This is a genomic window from Paraburkholderia phymatum STM815 (assembly GCF_000020045.1).
Taxonomy (GTDB): Bacteria; Pseudomonadota; Gammaproteobacteria; order Burkholderiales; family Burkholderiaceae; genus Paraburkholderia; species Paraburkholderia phymatum.
The window spans coordinates 272,643-292,744 of the sequence record NC_010622.1 but is presented as its reverse complement, the minus strand read 5'-3'; the positions used below and the strand labels follow the sequence as shown (position 1 = coordinate 292,744).

At 55.3% G+C, this 20,102-nt stretch carries 8 protein-coding genes and 1 tRNA gene; 4 read left to right on the top strand and 5 right to left on the bottom strand.

Translation table 11 applies throughout. From position 1 onward, the window contains the following. Positions 1-252 precede the first annotated feature (252 nt). From BPHY_RS01230 to BPHY_RS44155, 4 genes are all read right to left on the bottom strand, one after another. Complete coding sequence (locus BPHY_RS01230) at positions 253-4,986, bottom strand: ATP-binding protein (protein WP_012399668.1); 4,734 nt, start codon at positions 4,984-4,986, stop codon at positions 253-255. Then, positions 4,979-6,466: a hypothetical protein gene (locus BPHY_RS01225; RefSeq protein WP_012399667.1), complete on the bottom strand. Its 1,488-nt coding sequence runs from the start codon at positions 6,464-6,466 to the stop codon at positions 4,979-4,981. Before BPHY_RS01225 ends, BPHY_RS01230 begins: the two co-directional genes overlap by 8 nt. Positions 6,467-6,473: 7 nt before the next feature. Continuing rightward, the gene (locus BPHY_RS01220; RefSeq protein ID WP_083775834.1) at positions 6,474-10,145 is read right to left on the bottom strand and encodes a Druantia anti-phage system protein DruA; all 3,672 of its coding nucleotides are present in this window, start codon (positions 10,143-10,145) and stop codon (positions 6,474-6,476) included. 88 nt (positions 10,146-10,233) lie between these two features. Further along, positions 10,234-10,434: a ribbon-helix-helix domain-containing protein gene (locus BPHY_RS44155; protein ID WP_157686505.1), complete on the bottom strand. Its 201-nt coding sequence runs from the start codon at positions 10,432-10,434 to the stop codon at positions 10,234-10,236. Positions 10,435-10,753: 319 nt separating this feature from the next. Between BPHY_RS44155 and BPHY_RS01215 the strand changes: the two genes are divergently transcribed. Then, positions 10,754-10,829: transfer RNA gene (locus BPHY_RS01215), tRNA-Ala, on the top strand. 480 nt (positions 10,830-11,309) lie between these two features. Continuing rightward, the gene (locus tag BPHY_RS41610) at positions 11,310-11,597 is read left to right on the top strand and encodes a hypothetical protein (RefSeq protein ID WP_157686504.1); all 288 of its coding nucleotides are present in this window, start codon (positions 11,310-11,312) and stop codon (positions 11,595-11,597) included. A gap of 159 nt (positions 11,598-11,756) precedes the next feature. Here the strand turns inward: BPHY_RS41610 and BPHY_RS01205 are convergent, their stop codons facing one another. Then, on the bottom strand, positions 11,757-12,878 hold the full coding sequence (locus BPHY_RS01205) for a site-specific integrase (protein WP_012399664.1): 1,122 nt from the start codon (positions 12,876-12,878) through the stop codon (positions 11,757-11,759). Positions 12,879-12,954: 76 nt separating this feature from the next. On the opposite strand from BPHY_RS01205, the gene BPHY_RS43975 reads away from it, so the two are divergent. Both BPHY_RS43975 and BPHY_RS01195 read left to right on the top strand, forming a co-directional pair. Next, complete coding sequence (locus tag BPHY_RS43975) at positions 12,955-13,536, top strand: AlpA family phage regulatory protein (RefSeq protein WP_083775832.1); 582 nt, start codon at positions 12,955-12,957, stop codon at positions 13,534-13,536. A gap of 272 nt (positions 13,537-13,808) precedes the next feature. Then, positions 13,809-20,102: a DEAD/DEAH box helicase gene (locus tag BPHY_RS01195; RefSeq protein ID WP_012399662.1), complete on the top strand. Its 6,294-nt coding sequence runs from the start codon at positions 13,809-13,811 to the stop codon at positions 20,100-20,102.

Here is a 20,102-nt window from a genome sequence, read left to right as displayed (position 1 = left end):
GAGGTCCGAATCACTCGCGCTTTTATCGATTCATCGATTCTAGTTCTGCAGGCCTCGAGTGGAGCAACAACCAGATGGGTTCAATCGGTGGACTCATTCATCTTTCAGATCGCGTCGTGTGACCTTTTTAAGTTCTGATTTTGGCGACCGTAGTGATTCCACGAAACCCTTAGAAATCAAGCAATGCGCGCCAGGCGAGTCGTTTTTTTCCTCAACTAAGCCCTCCTGGCGCACCTATGACTCTACAGATTATCAGTCGCTCTTCAGCGGCTCGACTTGGACGCGCCGAGCACGTGGCGACGATCGATCGCGGAAGTAACCATCGCCTTTCCCCTTTAAGGACGTTAAGGCCTCCGGCTCCATGTGAACGTTCGGGGCGTTCTTCTTAGCTTCGCGAATATCCATAGGTTTTAGAACAAGCCAAGTAGCTGCATTCGCCTTCACTTCCGATCCGAAATGGTCGCTCATTTGGGACGCAAGGATCATCCCAAGCCCAAATTTGCGCGCTTCAGTAAATAGCAGATTCAGGATGCGATCCGGTGCATCCGGGTCACCACCACCGGTGCTCAGGATTTTTGCCTCGTCAACGACGACAAACAATCTGAACCGCTGCCTATCGTCAACCGGCTGCACAGGGATAGGTCCCTTCAGTCGAAGTACACGGAATATCTTCCGCAGCAGTGTCTCGGCGGCAATGTACCGAACCTCATCTGTAAGCTTGCTCAGATCCAACCGCACACTTTCGGCGAGGATTTCCTCGACAGATACGTGCTCAGTACGCTGGAAGATCGGATGCTCGAATATCTCTTGGACAGCTGCTAGACACCCTTCAATAGACGCGCGTTGGCTCTTTCGCGCGTCGTCTTCCGCCCAACCTCCGAGAATTTGCTCAACATCCGCAAACGTCGGCGGTGCATTGCGCCACGTGGCAGGATCAGTGTCGGAAAAGCCTGCCGTAGTGTAGGCAGCCTCAATGGCGTCGCGAAGAATAGCGCCTTGACGATGTCCGAGTGCAGGAACGGCATTCCGAATCATGTCGCGAATCACTTTGCGCTGATCGTATAACCCGGTTTCTTCTGCGCTCTGCGAATCTAGTTCCATCGGATTAACCCCGATGGTACTGGAGGTGCCCGATGAGAGAAGTACTGAGCGAAGTCCGGGAAACTGAACGTCACCGTGGAAATCGAGTACCAGGACGGGCACACCGTGATCCGAAACACCTTTTCCCAGCACCTTAAGCGTTTCGGTCTTTCCCGATCCAGATGCGCCAAGTACCAAAAAGAATCCATTGCTCTGACGGCCCGGCGCCCATGAAACCGGCTGGCTTGAGTTGACTTCCTTCCCGAGCATGATATCGAGCGAGCCAGACGGGCCACCAGTTGATACAGCCTCCTGTCGCTTTGTCACCTCGTGGACAGCCCGATCGGACGGACTCACGTTCTGGATGCGTGCCATATTCTTTGTAGAACGAATTGGCTCTCCATTACCGTCCTCACGCGAGTCGTTCACAACTATCGAGGTGCTCCCTTCGAGCGAGTTTTCGATCGTCGTTTCTGCCGACGTGCTCGAGAGAAGATGATACGCCTGAGTGGGATCAATCGATTCTGGAATCACCTTTGTTGACGCATCTATCCTCTCCAACAACGCGGTTTCAGCCACCACTTTGGTGGATGTGAGTACTAGCCCCACTTCGGTGGCGGCGAGTGTGTTTATCTCAATCGGAACGCCGACCTTGCTTTGTAGGACCGCCGACGGGGTCGTGGCTATGCTCGCGAGTTGGACGTGAACAATTCTGCCGCTCAATCGCACGGTAAGCGCTCCGTCGAAGAGATCTTGCAGTAGGCTATGCCATCGCTCTATGTATTGCGGGTTAAGGTCGCGCAATAGCGCCGTATAAAGATGTTCCCGCAACACCTCACGTCGAGGTTTTGCGAGCGGCGAGAGATTTGACCCCCCGAAGACTTCAGCTAACGCATGCAGTGTTGAAAGCACCTGATTGACTGCGTGCCCCGCGACTACGCCGTTTTGAACGGAATAAGGCACACCTTCGTCGTGCGTTTTAACCTCAATGACATCAATAATGAGTTCGCCGTTTTCCTCGCGAAGCCCTATCAAATCCGCCTTCTCGTTTGAATGCCCGCCAGCAGTAAGCCAGCGCTGTGCGTTTTGGGTATCAAGGCTCACCGCGAGGCCACTTGGGTCCAGGCCACGGTACCAGCGCATAGCGATTAGCTTTCCAAGCGCACCTTTTATGTGCTTCGACTTGTCTCCGCCAACTAGACCCAAGATACCATTCGGTTCCATCGCGACCAGGTCACGAACGAGTTCCTCGAGGGTCTCAGGGTCCGCGACATAGTGCGTCCTCCGAAGTTGCTGATCTAGGCGCCGCACAAACGGGCTCAAATCACGGCCAAACGCCGTAATTTGCCGCGCTCCCTCAATGCGACGATCGATTACCTCCGCTTCCCCCAGTCGCGGAACCAAAACACGATGAGGGTCAGCTATGATGGTCCAGATACTGGAATCAGCCAGTTCATCCAGCCAAGTTCTTACCGAAGACACTTGGGGTTGATGCGTCGCAGTACTTTGCTTGAGTTCGCGATGCACCAGCGTTGCGGCAGAGAAGTATGTGGCAAAGATCTCTTCCTCAGCGACGGGCACGACCATGATCTGCTTCTTCAGTTTGTTATACCGATATTCACAACTCGGCATCCAAGGACTGAGATCGTGCAAACCAGCACGCGCTACTAGCGCGGTGCGAACTTCAAAAGGATCAAATACAACAGTCAGGTGCGCGGGAAGTCGTCGCGCCTCTTCTATGACATCGGGCCAAGTTCGAATCTCAGGATCAACGGAGACGCTGATAAGACCTCGCTCTTGTCCTGATCGGATCCGGTCTTTCGTTTGATCGTCGATGTTTTCGAATTCTGAAGTCCAGCCTCGAGTGTCGTCCGACGTATAGCGGTATCGGAAATGGACTCCCCAAAAGGTATCTTCTGCCGAAGTATTGTCGAGATCCAGAACGTCAAGCACCGCTTCCAAGAACCTGCCCGGCCTCGGTGCATTGACAAACATAACCTGCAGGCCCGGACGCGCGAATGGACGCAACTGCGCGATTAGCGTTGCAAACGCAGTTACGCTCTTTATCCCGTCTGGCTCAAGTACGCCGCGCGGCGCTTCCTTGAACAACGGCAGATGCCCGACGCCGCCTGCGTGCCCTAACAACGAAGCCTGCGAATTTACCCCATCAATCTGAGGGAGCACCAAAACGTTGAGAAGTTGCACATCCTCAGCCGACGCAGCAATGAGGGTTGCACGCTCCGTGTCGGACAGTTTCCCGCCCAGCGACTGCAAATCTTTTACGATCGCTACACTGCGCCATAGGTTAAGAGGATGTACGGGTGAAAGAAGAACCTCTGTGATGCCATCTCGCCGATAAACATAGAGTTCCATGGCGAGAAGCCAGTGCACAAGGCGCTCTGCTTCGTCGCTAGCTTGCGCGTACATTTCCTGATACGTCGCCTGCAACTGCTTGAGCAATTGGTCATACGTCTGCAAGTAGCCTTCGGCTGCTGCGAGTGCTTTTGGACGACCGCCAAGTACGGCAACCGGGGAAACCGTCAACTCAGAGATGTACTCCAAAAGCTCCGCACGGTTTTTTGCAAGCAAGTCGAACAGATCAAGACAAGTCGCCGGCGCCAGATCAGCGGAGACAAATTCGCCAAGCCACTCTTTAAATTGACTGCACTTGAACGGTTGCCACGCCTTAAACGCCGTGATCTCGGTCAACGCATCCAGGCGATCTGATTCAATGTCAATGACACCGCCCCAATCTTCATTTGTCGAACGCGAACTGGACAAGGCAATAATGTTCGCGTCGACGCTCGTGACCGCCTGGAAGGATGTTGCGTTTGTGCCGTCGGATACGTCAGCCGATCCGAGCGGCTCGTCATCAGAATTTATCTGATCGTTTTGCGCTTGATCAGCGAGTTGCTCAACTCTTTCCGCCAAGTCAGCAAGTTGTTCGGCTCCGCCGTCAAGCAACAGTTGGGCCACGACCGATTCAACGGGAACCTTGTCCGGGGATACAGTTCCATCGCTTCCCGTGTCGAGGCGAGCCGTAGGCGACATCACCTTTCCGCGCCATATCTGTTGCACATCCGAAAACTCAAGATCCGTTAGATCGGCCGAGCTTCGCTCCCCGATCGCCCGTAGGCGTTTCCGAATGGCATTGAATTTCACCTTCTCCTTCGCAGCCAGTTGTCGGCAATACGTAGCCATACGATCCAGGTCTTCCGGCGTCGCATTGCTAACCATGTTCAATAGTTCTGCATTGGCTTTCAATCGGCGAATGATCCGGCCTTCACTTGACTCCTCAGCCAAATGGGTGTCGGGGAACAATCCAAGTGCATGCAGATTTCTAGGCGCCTTAACTGACCGTTCAAGGGGAGTCAGGCGCTGGAGTGCCGCCGCAAATGTAGCAATCTTCTGAAGAGATAGGGCAGGCCCACGCGTCGACTTGAGCGCATCCCAAAGCGTTCTAAGCCACAGAACTTCCGCGTGGTCACGCTGTTGGTCGCAAAGCCTGATGATTAACTTGGCCTCGCTCATAATACTGAAGTCTTTCAGTGAACCCTGTTTAGTCAGTGGCTCGTCGGTGAGGACCACTATTGTTTTTAGGTTTTGGTTGCGCCATTGGACCGCACTTTCTTCATCCGAAGCAACAAGAGTTGCGTATTTTTCGTTCAACGCTTTGAAGGTCGCAACGTCGTCGTGCTGGCCCACTACGGCAACGCGTAGGCGTGCCTTTGTCCCCTTGAAAATGTCGGGCAAGCGCGCAAGAAGATATTTCCTGTCAAAGACCGACGCATCGTGTACCACGACACCGAACTCTCCGCGCCCAGTTGATGCATCCAACTCGGCAAGCAACAGGTCCGTGATCTGCCGACTGACTTGATTCGAAATTTCAACCATCAGTTCACTCATGCGTCGCCTCCAACAAACCTACCACGGCCACGCTATCTGCGAGACGACGGGCCAAACCAAGCGATTCAAGACGGGATAAGAACCGTTCACTATTTTCACGCAATGCCTTTGCCGGAACACTTGCGCCTACGTGGGACAAAATCAGGGCATCCTCCGTTCTTCCGCCAACCACGATTGCCCAACGGGTCTTCAACTCCTCCAAGAAATCCCGATACTCCAAAATCGGACCATGTACATCGACGGTAGAGGCGACCAGGACCTCCAACGTCCTGTCGGTCGGATTAAGCCGCTTGTTGGGATTTTTTTGCGTCGGGTAAAGGAAGCCCGACCGAATTCCGAGCAAACGCAAATATCCGTCAAGACCTCTTCGTTGATTGCCTTCCACTTGTCGGATCAACTCTTCGGCGACCTCCCGTCTTATATCTTCAGGATCGTCGAAATCTTTCACTATGTCGGTGATCCTCCGTGAAAGAGGGCTGTTGGGTTCCAGCGGTGCTTGCCCACTCGATTCGAGCAAGCTATTAATGGCGGCGATTGGCTCTACCGGCCAATTGGCGATCTGTGAAGTAAGGAGATCGTTGACGACAGATGCCATATATCGACATGCGTCATTGATCAATTGGGTCACGCAGCCAGTGCTAGCTTGAGCCACCGCAGAATAATGGTCACCCGATGCATCAAGAAGAAGGAACCGCTCTGGGCCGCCGGCACGCTCGTGGGCCCGCGTTGCACCATGTCGGAAGACGGAGAGCGCAGCAAGAAGCACAACGCGTTGCAGACTCGCGATGGGATTGGGATTTAACTTACGTTCGTAGGCACACAGGCGCGACGCTGCGAGTCGCAATTGCTTTTCAACATTCGAATAATCCGAAATCAAATCCTCGGCATTGAACTCTGGTGCCGATTTCGCGCGTGTTGAATCGACCAACGGTATCAACAAAGCAGAAAGATCGTCGATCTGTGCCGGATCTTTCCGGGGCGACGTAAGTTCTGAGAGCAAATCCAAGACAGGGAGCCGCGTTGCTTCTTCATGTCCTCCCCAGAGTTTGAACACAAATGCACCTGCCCCGTCATCAGACGGATCACCTGTCACTGTCAACGATGTTGGTGATGAAAAAGACGATAGGTCCGGGGAAGTTCCGAATAGCGCACCGTCAGCGCCTAAAAGTGTACGCAAGAGCGGAAGCACCTTATTCAAGAGCGCCGATGATTTTAGATCGGCGGTCTGACCCAACGCGCCCCAACGGTCGCGTTGCGCATCAAGCATCAAACGCGCCGCGTTCAACTTCTGGTCCAGACTGTTTTTGGCTACTGTTGCCTCGAAAAGTTGCTGGAGAACATTCATTTTTCCGACGCATTCATGTTCAACGCGCATCAGTGCATTCGCGATATGAACCGGCTTGATTTTTGCCTCCATCACCCGATATCCGTGTCGCCGGTGCAATTCGTCAGTGATTGCTTTTCGCAGTTGCTTGCTCATATTTTTCTCAATTTGCGGAATCGTACCGACCGTTTATCAGATCAACGACCACGGTAGTTCGAAGTTCACTCTGGGGATCAACGATTTCGATGGTTCGCACATCCGTGCTTTTTTCCGCGTACTGAGCAAGTGCGTCGTTGAATTGTCCTAGCCTCCTGCTAACCTCGCTCTGTCCATCGGATATCGATCCGTGAAGTAGGCCCTCCAAAAGGGTCGGGTCTACAACTAAGCGCGCAAAGCGCGGGTCATCAGCCGATGCCAACACAAGATGGCCGACCGGCTGCTCACCAAACGCTCGCTTCAGCACCGGCGCTAGTTCCGGTTTGTAGAGTCGCAGGCGGTTTCTGTTGACTGCAAGCCCAGACACCATCGCATGACTTCGTGCGCGCGGTTGGTAAGATAGGCGTGTCCACAACCGTAGTGCGTCTGACTTTGAATCTCCACCCCTGTTCCACCAGCGGTTGATCAGAGCGATCAGTCGACTGAGGCGAATGGCCATCGCAGTCGATGTATCTTGTAAATCGACAAACAATTTGTTGGCGTCGGAATAGTCGAGAATACGACCATCAGAATGCTCGAAGTACCATCGTCGCTTCAGTGCTGCAAACTCATGCGCCATGGTTTTCTGTTCACGTTCTTCGATCTCGTCCATATTCCGCTTATCGAGAGGGAAGGCGCCATTTCCAGCGAAGTCTTCAGGTGCGAATTTCCCGCGCCACAGATCCTCATCAACCCGCGGATTCGTTTGCGTCATTGGATCGATACCATTCGCAACCAGTTCAAAGATCGCACCTTCTCCTTCAAACGCGTTCCAGTAGTATCGGACTTGCTCGCTGCTTCCCACCTCGATCAGTTCGCGGCAAGTTTTGCCCGCAAAAATGCAGTATGAGACGAATGCAAGCGCTTCGCGGAAGGTGATCTTTGCACCTGACTTCCCAACTGTCGTCAGTAGATTGATCATGCGTTGTCGCGGCAATTCCGAGCGCAACTGCATTCGATTGTAGGTAACAGCGCAGTTCGCACGCGCCGTGCAAGTCGCACAGCCTTGATACCATTGATCATCGGTGAGTTTGTCGATGATTGCTTTTACGAGGTTGGCCGACAGGACGCGACGATGGCTTAGATCCACGATCACCGTTTCGCCGATCTTCGGCTTCCAGTTCTCAGTACTCGAGTCGCCAGCGCTCTCGAGCGCCTTATATCCGACCAATCGCAACAAATCTTCCCGAATTTCCCCGAGCCACGGATGCTTATCGCGGTATTCGCGTACCAGATCTACGAACGGTCCTTCGTTGATTGCGATACAAAACGGTTTACCGCTATCTCTCGCACTCTGCCACTGCGTAGCAATCTCACTAGAAGAAAGTTCACTGGCGTCCGTAACTACATGGGCATCCTTTAACTCTTTCTTCATCAACATGATGGTATGAGTCTTGCCATCTCCCGCGTTTCCTGTGATCACCACAGACCCACCGCCGCGCACGACTTTTCGGACTAGGTCCTCGAGGTCTGTTTTGATGTTCAGTTCTTTGAGGCGACCGAGGCTGACATGATCGCTAAACGCACTTTCGTTGCGGTAAAGATGCCTAATGAACTGCAGGCGCTCGTCTTCGTTTACGTCTGTCTGCATTTCTTTTCTCTCTTCCTTTGCCATCACGAACGTAAACGGCAAGCTTTGTTGTAGTACTTCTTCAGGCGCGCGCTCTGGTATGAGGCGACTCACCCGCTCGGTCAAGGGTGTCGATTTACTCACCGCATCAACCGCCGGCGTATGGTCCAGCCGCGACGCAAGCCAGCGGTCAATCCAAAAGTCCGCAATTGCCGTTTCTGCATCTGCTTGCTCGGGATCGATGCAATATTCAGGCTGCGCGTCTATGCCCAGTAGAGTTCTTTCTACGTTCTTCGCCAGCGATACGCCATAAATTATGCGTGGGGCGCCGTGTTGCAAAAGATTTGTCTGGTTTAGCCCTAACCCGGCGAAGCCTTCGCGCAATTGCCGAAGTTTCGGACTTTGCCCTTCGCCGAAGACGAAGTTCACATTGCGGAATCCGCTCGTGACTTTCGCAATTGCGGCGAGTCCCAACTCAGTTTCAGCCGAGAGATTGGGAGATCCGAATCCCAAGGTGCGTCCCAGTCGAACATATTCGAGCGGACACGTCTGCCCAGAGATTGTGCTTGCTGGCAACTTGACGCGATTGTATTGGGACGAGTGATCGGTATAGAGACTCGTAGTACCCAGAAACACAAGGTCGGGCTGTTTCGTAATGGGACGGCCTGCCATCTGGCTAGCGATGACGCTAACCATCCCCCCGTATCGCTCGCGATAGTCTTTTACGACTCGTGGGCTCATCATCATGAGACAGATTAGTTTTCCGCCCAGCAAGTGATTGTATGGTGCAACAGCCCCACAGACCGTTATTTCCATCATGCTGGTGGCGGAGAAGCGTTTTTTAAGCTGTTTCAACGCTACATTGACCGCCCAGCATCCTTCTTCTGTAGCGACTAGTTCTCGCAAGTTGCCATGCCAAAGTGCAATCGCGCGATAGGCGCGCAATATCTCACGAACGGTTCGCGCTCGCTTGGAGCGATAAAGTGGCGTCTTTGTAAGACGCAGTAGCATCTCCGGCGTTAGTTCGTCAACCCGCTTCGTGGCACTCTCGTCTTCACCCTTCAATGCGTGTTCGCGATCACGACTTGCGTCTTGCTCAATTACAATGAGCCGCCCCAACGTTTCGTCATCGACGCTATGATCAATGCGTCGATCAACTGGTAGATCGTCACGATATATCTGCTCAAAATCTTCCTCAAGGCGCTCCCGAAAGGCGTGCAGAATTTCATGCTCCGAGATCTGACCCGCATCGCAGAGAGCAAAAAGACCCTCTAGAGTCCAACCCAGGCTGTGATCGCGCGGCGTCAATTGCATGACCGTGTTGCCGAGCGCAGCGATGCCCATGACTGGATGGTTCGGTTGCGCTGCGTCACGCACGAGATAGAACAAATTTCGCCCGGGGGACGACCGGTAGCGAGTCGTCCAACTGTGACGAAAGTACCGCCAAATATCGATCAATCGCAGATTCGTAAATTGATCTCGTTCGTCGCTCACCAGTTGAAGATACGGGCGACATAGTTTCCGCAGTTGTTCGCCCCGCTGTTCCCGCGGTGCCTCTGCGATCGGACGGAGTTGTTCTGCCAGTCGGCGGCCGTCGGCAATCAAGTCCGTGACCGGCTTGCAAGCCGAATATTTTGAAGGGCGCTCTACAGTGAACAGAAACCGCCGATGCGAGTCCTCGCAAAGTTGATCGTTACGTCCGAACAGGAGTTGCTGACGAATGACAGCTTTCCGATCTGCGGGATTTTTTGTCCTGGAGGGCCGCAAATGGATATGATGGGCGTTTACGTAAACGTCCCAACCAATTTGCAGCAGATCTCTTAGCAGCGTTGCAGCTACACGCGTTTTCAATGCCTGTTCGGTGCTGGCCTTCTGACTTTCGGCAAACCTCGATAGAGCGTCAACTGCGTCATCTGCCTTGAATTCAGCAAGTCGTCGCATTGTCGAGTACGCCGTTCCGTCATCCCCAATATCCGGGCAAAAAAGTCGCCAGTCACCGTCAACGAGTTGCGGATCAACCGTCAATGGCATGGTTTGCGAGGTGAAATTGCGTTGCAGAATAACGTCCACGCCTTTGTTTCTTCGTCGATTCTCACGCTAAGTGAGTATGTTGATAATTCGCCAGAATGCGAGCCGCGTAATATCGCCGCGCGCATTCCTATCTTTTTGCTCGGTTAGAATGAGCGCCCTCAATAGCGGGCAAAGTGGGGCCTTCCCGCAATAACTTATCGACTGCCTTACGTACGAGCCAAGCCACACTCACATCCTCGCGAGTCGCTATTAGTTCCAAGGCATCGATTTGGCGCCTCGGAAGCGTCACCGTCACACGTTTTATTTCTGCGTCGATTGGTCGAGTCATGAGCGAATGCATCCACTTGCATCAAGTTGATGTATTTTACTGCGTCTAGACCGATTTGAGCAGTTTTCTCTTTCCTCAACGATGCACCAAGCGTTCCACGGCCGGAGATGAGGGGGCCCGGCGTGGTCGTGAAACGAGCGGTCGGGCAGAGGAGCCGCTGCTCAACGCCAAGCGCCCCAGCCTAGGCGAGAAGTCGACGTTCAAGTAGGTTAATCGCCACCGCTTGCCGGTTGACGGAATGGGCCGAGTTCGCCTGACGTTGATACCTAGTACGGTGATCACAAAACGTGCATGCCTTGTGGTAGCATAAGCGACAGATGGGGCGGTAGCTCAGCTGGGAGAGCGTCGCGTTCGCAATGCGAAGGTCGGGAGTTCGATCCTCCTCCGCTCCACCAATTCTCGTTAAAAACCGGCTCACTTAGGCCGGTTTTTGTTTTCTGACTCGTCATTGTCGTTGGCTGAAAACAGTCCAGCGTCATCTCTCCGGCAAGCAGTTTCCTTTGTGATGGCCTAGCATTGCATATAGAGTCATCGCCGTACCAAGCCGGAATCAGGTTGGTCGTAGGGCATCCATTTCAGAAAAGGTTGAGCGGTCGGCTGATGGCCATGCCGGCTGATTCGATCAACATGATCGGCACGCTCATTTCGCCCAACGCCGTCAACTTGTCACCGAGGCCGACGGAGGCAATTTGTGAGCGTACGGTCGTCAGACATGTTTCCATATGCGTAAGGTACAACGGCGCGGCCGGCGCGAACTCCTGAATCGATATGGCCGGGTCACAAATTGGAGTTCGAGTCTGTCTGAGCGCGCGGACCGACCTCGCAATCAAGTTCCGGAGCGTGAAGGTCACGCCTCGATTCGAATTGAGGGGGACTTGACGGAAGCGGTGAATGGTGTGACGCGGTTCTTGATCCAAGTCTCGCCGATCGTGGAACCGGGGATTGGAAATGCCGATGTGCCAAGCGTTGGCGCAATCGTCTCGGTCAAACCCGTATTACAGTGCGTGGTTGATATGACCGAAAGCCAGTTCCAGCGGCTACTAACTCTTGCCGCTTCCGGATGTCTGGCATGGTGTTTTGTCGCATTTACAGTGCCGTTTCGTCGGTCCGCGCTGATTGTCAGTGTTGACTTCAGCACGCGCTCGCCGGATGACACGGGGTGAAGTTCGATGGGGAGAAGGCAATCCGCTGCCGATCTGGAAGCGGCAGCATCCGCGTGGGCCTCGTGAGCCGGCCGGCAGTGACTGAACATGTGCACGCGCTCCAGCGACGACTTTGACGCTCCACATGCCATTGGGTGTGTCACACCTCGCCGCCGAGTGTCATGCAAGTCTATGCGCCCAATCTTCCTCCTGTTGAGGATAGTAGCGCGTCAACATACGCAGATCCTTATGGCCGGTGATCCTCGCCAACTCGTGCAGAGGGAATATCGTTGCTAGCCGGCACGCCGCTTCGTGACGCAGGTCTTGAAAGCGAAGATCGACCAGGAACCGCTCGTCTGGCGTCCCACGGGCCATACGGCATTCGTCCTCGTAGATCTTCCGTGCCCTTGCCACCGCCCGCTCGAACGCTCGGGTTATCGCATCGCCCCGGATGTCAAAGATGAAGTTGCTTCGTTCCGCCCCGTCACGAGGGGCAGATTTCTTAGCGCGACCGCGATCTTTCATGGATCGAAGGATGGCAATTGCACGTGACGAAAGCGGCACATCGCGAGCGGTGCCGTTTCCGGTCGCCGGCAAATGAATCACCCTATGCGGTAGGTCCACATACTCCCAGGTCAACGACACGATTTCGCCGCGACGCAGCGCGGTTTCGACTGCCAGCCAGACAATCGGCGGCAAGAGTGCGGATTCGCTGGCTGCTACGACCCGGTCGAGTTCTCCATCTTGTGCCCGTCGATCGGGGTTACGGACGCGTTCAGCCGTCTCGAGATGTACCTCCGCAACCAAGCGTCGAGTACGGGTATCGCCCGGTTCCGGCTTGCGCACCAGTTCCACCGGGTTGGGTAGGCTTTCCATTCCCCATTCCTTACGAGCCACACTGAACACATGCGACAACACGGCCAATCGCCGCAGGACAGTGGCAGGCTTGTAGGCCTCCAGCCACTCGTCTCGCAGTTTAGCTATGTCCAAAGTGCGGATCGCGACCAGTGGACACTTGGCCAGTGCCGTCTCCATCCAGATTTTGAGAACGGACGCTTCTTGGACTGAACCTCTTTTCCTGCGCGATATTTCCGTCTCGTAGCGCCTCAAGGCTTGACAGAGTGTGGCGGTCTTCGCCTTACCTCGGCTGACCCATGCGCCCCAAGCCATCTCGGACTCAATCATGTTGGCCCAAGATTCAGCTTCAGCTTTCGTAGCAAACGTCTTGCTTTGAGACGCGTGCCCCCGGCGTCGCACCTGGGCACGCCACTGATATGGTCCTCGTTCGGTAATGGACGCCATCGCACTGGAGAGTTGTCTTGGACTACAGGTGCCGATATTGTGCATTAAACGGCATGACGCCTGAAAGGAGGCTGACATGAGGGAACGAACCCATGTACCCGTCCAAACTGCGCACAAAGCAGCGCGTCTTCGAGGCGCGGATCGAAGCCGAATCGATTCACGTGCTGCCGATGCAAAAGCATTGGCCCGACTCTCTCCCCTGGCACTCGCACTTTGGCCCACCGTCGCCAAGCAGTTATCTGATGCTGGCGTACTGGACTTCGTTGATGGAGACTCCCTGCGCGCCTACTGCGAAGCGTTCGCACGGTGGCGTGCCGCCGGAGACGAGCTTGCAGTAATGTTGATCGGCCTCGGATTGTCGGCAAGCAGCCGCAGTGCGATTGAGGAGGTTCAACACCCACCCGACACCTCATCACAGGCCGCGCACAGGAAAGCGATGGAAGAACCGAAGCGACGAGCGCCTACGGCGATCATGCGCCGACCGGAAGTCGAAAGGGAAACGGGCTTATCCCGCTCAACCATCTACGGACGGATCAAATCTGGAACCTTTCCACCGCCTGTCCGGCTCGGCGTTCGCTCAGTAGGTTGGCGTTCCGCTGACATCGAGGCATTCCTGACATCACCAGCTGACTACAAAACCCCGAACGACGGCATCTAGACGGCGAGCGTCCGCGCTCTTTTGGAAATGATTTCGCCACGAATCTACAGGCGCCCAAGAAGCTGTAATATAGCCGCGGGAACTCTCGGGCCAAATTTTGCGCACTTTCACGCGCGGCTTTGCGTCACCGAGTCGTGGTCAAAGTTCCGTCTACGGGGTTAGCTGACAGTAAATCAAATAGAACGCGACGGGGGCACGACGGCTGGGAGCCAGATCGCCATTTGCAACCCGTTGCGGACATTGCGGGCGATTGCCCGCATCCGAGGGCCAAAATGTTTAGCGAACTAAAAAATCTTCATCGTGCGTTGAGCGCGTATATTGAAGCGACCTACCATATCTCAAACCCGAGCCTTGTTGATCTCCGCCGCGCTATTCTCGACGAGCAAGGCACGATCTCTCAGCAAGCTTATGTGGAGAGCACCCCGATTTACCAGGGGAGACGGAAGTTTGCGGATCTCGCAATACCGCATCAGGCCCGTGACTTTCTGAGTCATCTCGGCACCGCAGAGGGAGGCAGGCTGGTTTTTGACCCTCCCTATGATCACCAGGCGGACGCCCTTGAGATCATCGCTGGCTCATCTGCTCGTAGTGTATTGGCGACTACCGGCACGGGGTCGGGCAAGACCGAAACGTTTCTTTTGCCGATTTTGATGAAGTTGGCAAACGAAGCCGCCAGCAAACCCGAACAATTCGCCGAGCGTGCTGTTCGCTCGATCATCTTGTACCCCATGAACGCGCTGGTAAATGACCAGTTGGGGCGGCTCCGGAAACTCCTGGGAGCACCGGCAGTACGTCATTGGTTCACCGAGCATGCGGGCAGACCCGCAAAGTTCGCCCGATACACGGGGCGCTCGCTCTACCCAGGCCAACGAACAGAAGAGCGCAATAAGCAACGCCTGAAGAGTCTCAACTTCTATCGAGACCTCGAACGCGGGGCGCAAACTGACGAAGCCATCGCGTCGCAAATACGCGAACTGCGCTCGCTCGGGCGCTGGCCTGCTAAGCCTGGTGATGATGGTCTCGAAAATGGCATGACAGCATGGCTCGGTAGCGGCAAACGCTGGGTCGGCCCCGACCAACGATTCCAACGTGCAATCGAGCGCCCCGAGGATGCGGAACTCTTACTGCGGCATGAGGTGCAAGATCAGGCGCCCGATCTTTTGATTACGAACTATTCGATGCTCGAGTACATGCTCTTGAGACCGATCGAGCGTCCAATCTTCGAACGCACCAAGGCATACTTCGAGAGTCATCCAGATGAGCGATTGCTTTTCGTCCTTGACGAGGCACACCTCTATCGAGGCGCGAGCGGCACCGAAGTCGCGCTCCTTATTCGCCGGCTCCGCAATAGGCTCGGTCTGGCGCCCGACCGCATGCAGGTGATAGCCACTAGCGCTTCCTTTGCCGATGGAGAGGCTGCACGGAACTTCATCGGTGACCTGGTCGGCCGCGAAGCCGACACGATAGAAGTTCTTCGAGGAAAAAAGTTCGCCCGACGTCCGTCGGGGTCCGGCGATTTGCCTCTTGCAACTGCACTCGCAGCATGCGACATAAAGCGGCTCAAGGATGTCGATTCTGCGCACCGTATCGATGCCCTTCGACCTCTCCTAACCTTCCGGCGCGAGGTGCTCACCGCGGAGCGATTTGCCCTCGCGTCTGCTGCATCAGACGTCAAAAGGATAACTCTGAACGGCCTCGACGCGATGCTAAATCCCGTCGAGGAAACCGTCACTGTACCTGCACACGGTCAGATCGAAACAACATCTTCCTTTCTCTTAATCAACGAGATCACCGCTGTTGACGGCATCAGTATTGGACGCTCGGCAGACAAACCCGATCTGATGGTAATAGATGGTCAGCAAAAGGTCATTCGCGACGGCTTGCAGCGTGCAGTCCACGCAGCCCTGAAGGATCTCCCCATAGTCGGAAGGCTCGTGAACCTTACCAGCGGCGCGGAAACGAGGGAAGACGAAACCACCTTGACTCCTCGATCTCCAATCGCGATCAATGAGATTGGCGCCTTGCTCTTCGAGCATGACATTCCTGCCAGTATCCATGTCCCCGCGACAGATGCCCTGCTCGAACTCGCATCCTACGCAAAGGCAGAACCTGAAGGCCAACCCCTGCTCGCCGCGCGAGTGCATGCCTTCTTTCGTGGCCTTCCGGGCCTTTGGGGCTGCGCCGACGTCGCTTGCTCAAAGTTGCCTGCCAATATCCGACCCGGTCCTACTGGCATGCTCTATCCGCAATCGACGCGGGAATGTGGATGCCGCGCGCGCGTGTTTGAAGTCCACACATGTCGCGATTGTGGGGTCGCTTATTTCCAGGCCTACGCACTCAACCCCGCCCAGCCCGACTTTTTATGGGCAGAAGACGTCGGCGACCTCGAGGACGTTGATGGCGTCGTCCGTCCCGTGCAGATCCTGCTGGAGGATCCGGGCTTCGATGCCGACAAATATTGCACTACCGCTTTCCTCGATCCCTTGACCGGGCGTGTCGGTACGCAATCCACAAGTGCTCGCCAAATCTGGCTCCCACGCCCAACAAAAAATGTGGAACCTGGGCATTTCGAGAAGTGCCCACACTGCGAAGGAAACGGTTCGCAGGTCATGAATCACCAGACCAAAGGCGATGAGCCATTTCAGGAACTGATTAGCGTCCAACTGCTGGACCAACCTGCGCGCCCTGAAGCCGTTTCACCGCTTAAAGGGCGTAAATCTTTAATATTTTCCGATGGTCGTCAAGCGGCTTCCAGACTATCGGGAAAACTCAAAGACTTCTCTCTTCAGGACAGCATACGCCCCCTTCTCCTGTCCGGCCTGAAGATGCTCGAACAGCGTTTCGATGAACCCATCGCCCTCGGGTATGCCTATCCAGCGATCCTGTATGCATGCGCCAAGTTCGACGTGAACTTCCGTCTGCCTGGTTCCGAACATGAGGAGTTCGCCCGCGATCTGCGCAAGGTGCGCAACTTTGTCAAAGATCATGGAGATCTTGGCGAGTTTCGGGAATTGGCCGCGACGCTAAACAAGACGCGTGTACAGTCCGTGCGTGCGCCACTCACGCGTGTATTGTCCAACCGGCACACCGGATTGTTGCCGCTTGCACTTGCTGCTCCGCAGGCACTTCTGACCGAGAACCAGATTAAGCGCCTCAATACGTTGGATGCACCTCCTGCCGGCGGAGGAACCGACGAAGAGAAGCGTCGCGCGCTGCTCGATCTATGGATCGCTCTGTCGCTGTCCACCGGGTCGGTCATGCTGGAGGGTACGCCCAGCGAGTGGATCGATTCACGAGAAGGTCCACAGATCAAGAGGAGCAGCGGCCGCCAGACCGGCTTATTTGAAAAGCTCTTCGGGGCAAGGTGGCATCGCGCACAATTCAGTAAGAATGCAAAACCAGGAGCAAGTTGGATCGATTTCTTAACCGATACATTTGCACAGAACGAAAATGCGGAAGGCTTCTTTGTGAATGCCGCCAAGGTCCGGCTGCGACCGGAGCAGGAAGTCAGGTGGCGTCGCTGCGGCCATTGCACGTTGGCGCAACCCGAGAATCTGCTGATGGGCGGGACCTGCATCCAATGCGGAAAACAAACCGCGCTACTCGATCCGCGTAAAGACACGGTTTTTCGTACTCGAAAGTACCTCTATCGCAAACTGGTTGAACGGCTCGAGGCAGAAAACGATCAAGGCTATGTACCTTATCCCTTCGTTGCCGAAGAACACACGGCTCAACTGAACGACGCAGGTCAAGATCAGGCTTTCTCGCGGGCGGAGTGGTACGAGTTGCGCTTCCAAGACCTCGACGTCCCGGGTCCACGCGGTGAGCGTGCAGGTGCGGTAGATGTGCTAAGTTGTACGACCACGATGGAGGTGGGCATCGATATCGGTAGTCTCACGGCTGTCGCTCTGCGCAACGTGCCTCCAGGACGCGCTAACTATCAACAGCGAGCTGGTCGAGCCGGACGCCGAGGTTCCTCCCTTTCGACCGTAGTGACGTTTGCCGGCTCCGATAGCCACGACCAGCGCTTTTTCGCGGCGCCCCAAGCGATGGTCGGAGGGCCCGTTCCTGATCCGGTTCTGAATCTCGACAATCGAGAAATCGTACAGCGCCATGCATTCGCGCTAATGCTGTCGCTATTCCAGCAAGAACGGATTGAAATGCCAGAGGCAGATGGTGACGCCCAAGCCTCAAACATCTTCGAGTCGCTTGGCAAACTATCAGAATTTCGCCTTCCCGACCCTGATGGCTTTACGTTTTCAGGCCTGAAAGCGTGGCTGGCGACTAACGCCGCATTCGTCGACGCCGCTCTTCGCGACGTTATTCCGCCAGAGGCAGTCGAAGAAGATCCTGAGCTTTTCTTCTCGTCCTTGCCACAAGAACTTTTGCGGGCACTCGACTCGGTAGGTGCAGGCGAGAAGGCGGTCGATCTCGTCGCAGCGAGTCCCGTCATAGCGGCGGAAGAAGGGCCGGTCTTCGACTTTGGCATCGACGACTATGGTGACGATGGCGATATGGGTGGTGTTCCTTCGGACAACACAGCCGAAAAAGCGCACCAGAACGCGGACGCAAACCCCGAAGCTCCATTGCAACCTCAGAATCTGCTGGACCGACTTTTCGCCAAGGCAGTGCTGCCCCGCTATGCGTTCCCGACGGATGTCGTTTCCTTCTCAGTATTCGATCCATCCAGCACTTCTTATCGCGCCGACATCATATATTCCCCTCAATCTGGCCTAACCCAGGCGCTGAGCCAATATGCCCCCGGGCGCGAGGTCTGGGTCGACGGCCGAAAGTTCCGCTCGATGGCGATTTACTCGTCATTTCAGAAGGACCGAATTAACGCCTATCGTGCTCAGAAGCTCTACTACGAATGTAGTCGCTGTGGGTACGCAAAGCTCGAGGAACCCGACGACACACACCGTCGCGGCGATACTGAGGACTGCCCGGCCTGCAAGAAAAAGGCCGGAATGGGACCCGCAGAGAGTTGGATCGTCCCGGTTGGGTTCGCTCACCCTTACGATGAACCGGCCGAGCTAGCCGGTGCCGAAACACCACTTTCGACCCGTCCGACACGTGCGAAGCTTAGCGCGCCTCAGTTCGAGCAGGAGCAGGAATTGGGGAAACTCGAGCGCCCAGACGGCAGTGGTTTTGCTGCGTGGGCATCCAAGCAAACATTGATGGTGACGAACTTGGGTGTTCGCAAAGCGGGAAGTCTGGAAACCGGCTTCCACTACTGTCCGGCATGTGGCAGGACGGAACCGACCGGTTGGACCGAGGGTCAGCTAACGAAGCCGCAGCACCGCCGCCCCTATCCTAACTATGGCAAACAACCAGAAATGTGTGCCGGGTACAAACGAGCCATCGTACTCGGTCATGACTTCCTGACCGATATCGCGTTATTTTCGTTCCGGCTATCGCCAGAACTTCAGGTCCCCGCGGGTTCGACCGCAGGCCGCATCGTGCTAACGACGATTGCCGAAGCGCTAAGCATTGCGGCAGCTGATCTGTTAGACATTGACGTGGCGGATATTGGAGGCGGCCATCGCCCCGCACTCAATGAGGGGGGCGCGCGTGGTAGTGAGGTAGAAGTATTCCTCTACGACACGGCACCGGGCGGTGCCGGCTTCGTCCGGTCGGCAGCACGTGATCCAGGTAAACTGCTTACGCGAGCATTAGCAATACTCGAAACCTGTGAGTGCTCAGCCTCCTGCTATGCCTGTTTGCGCTCGCACAAGAACCGCTGGGATCACGCCGATCTCGACCGACACCTTGGAGCGACATTTCTGCGCCACATTCTTTATGGGGAGCGGCCTTGGGTCCCGGAGCACGTTGAAGATCGGCTTTTGGACATGCTAGAGACTGACTTAATTGATGCTGGCAAGACTGTTGTGCGAGGTCCAGACGGCACGCTGACCTTGCCGGAGTACGACGGGCGTACGCTGGTTATCAGTCACCCTCTCATTCGAGAACAACCGGGTTCACAACGAGCTTTCGCGCGGGGAAGTAAACCCACCGACCGCTACCTCGACCAATTACTGGTGGATCGTGCGCTACCCGCGGCAGTCCTACGAGCGCTTGATGCTGCCATGGCGGGCGACAGTGACGATGCCCCCTTTGCTTTTGCAGACGCCGGCGTGCCGGTTTATCGAGCGCTATCCCACCTAGAGGGATCGGGACAAGAGTTGCCGCCCGCCTCCGAGTTTGCCGACATTCCGGACGCACCAGAAGGCAGCTTTATCGTTCGACTCGACGTTGAAACCATGGAAATCGCGAAGCCTGCGCTTGGACAGACATACCCTTTTAAAAAGGGGACATGGCACATGTTCACGCGTGTGGAAGAGTCGCGCAGCAAGACTCCTATGCTAATGCGGAGGACCGACGGCAGGGCGTTTCAATCATCCGGTAGTGAGGTTACCTTTGGCTTGGTAAACGCCAGTGTTAGAGAGAATGGAATCGATCGTTACCGCATCGTGTACGCCTCTTTACGGCCGACTGCACGAGCCGAGCAGGTCAACAAGGATGCAGTAGAATTTCTCGGTGCGTTTCATCGACATATGGATAGCTGA

Bases quoted from the DNA above. Each gene is read 5' to 3' on its own strand.
- BPHY_RS01225 (WP_012399667.1), bottom strand. From the start codon at position 6,466: ATGAGCAAGCAACTGCGAAAAGCAATCACTGACGAATTGCACCGGCGA.
- BPHY_RS01230 (WP_012399668.1), bottom strand. From the start codon at position 4,986: ATGAGTGAACTGATGGTTGAAATTTCGAATCAAGTCAGTCGGCAGATC.
- BPHY_RS01195 (WP_012399662.1), top strand. From the start codon at position 13,809: ATGTTTAGCGAACTAAAAAATCTTCATCGTGCGTTGAGCGCGTATATT.
- BPHY_RS43975 (WP_083775832.1), top strand. From the start codon at position 12,955: ATGAGGGAACGAACCCATGTACCCGTCCAAACTGCGCACAAAGCAGCG.
- BPHY_RS01205 (WP_012399664.1), bottom strand. From the start codon at position 12,878: ATGGCGTCCATTACCGAACGAGGACCATATCAGTGGCGTGCCCAGGTG.
- BPHY_RS44155 (WP_157686505.1), bottom strand. From the start codon at position 10,434: ATGACTCGACCAATCGACGCAGAAATAAAACGTGTGACGGTGACGCTT.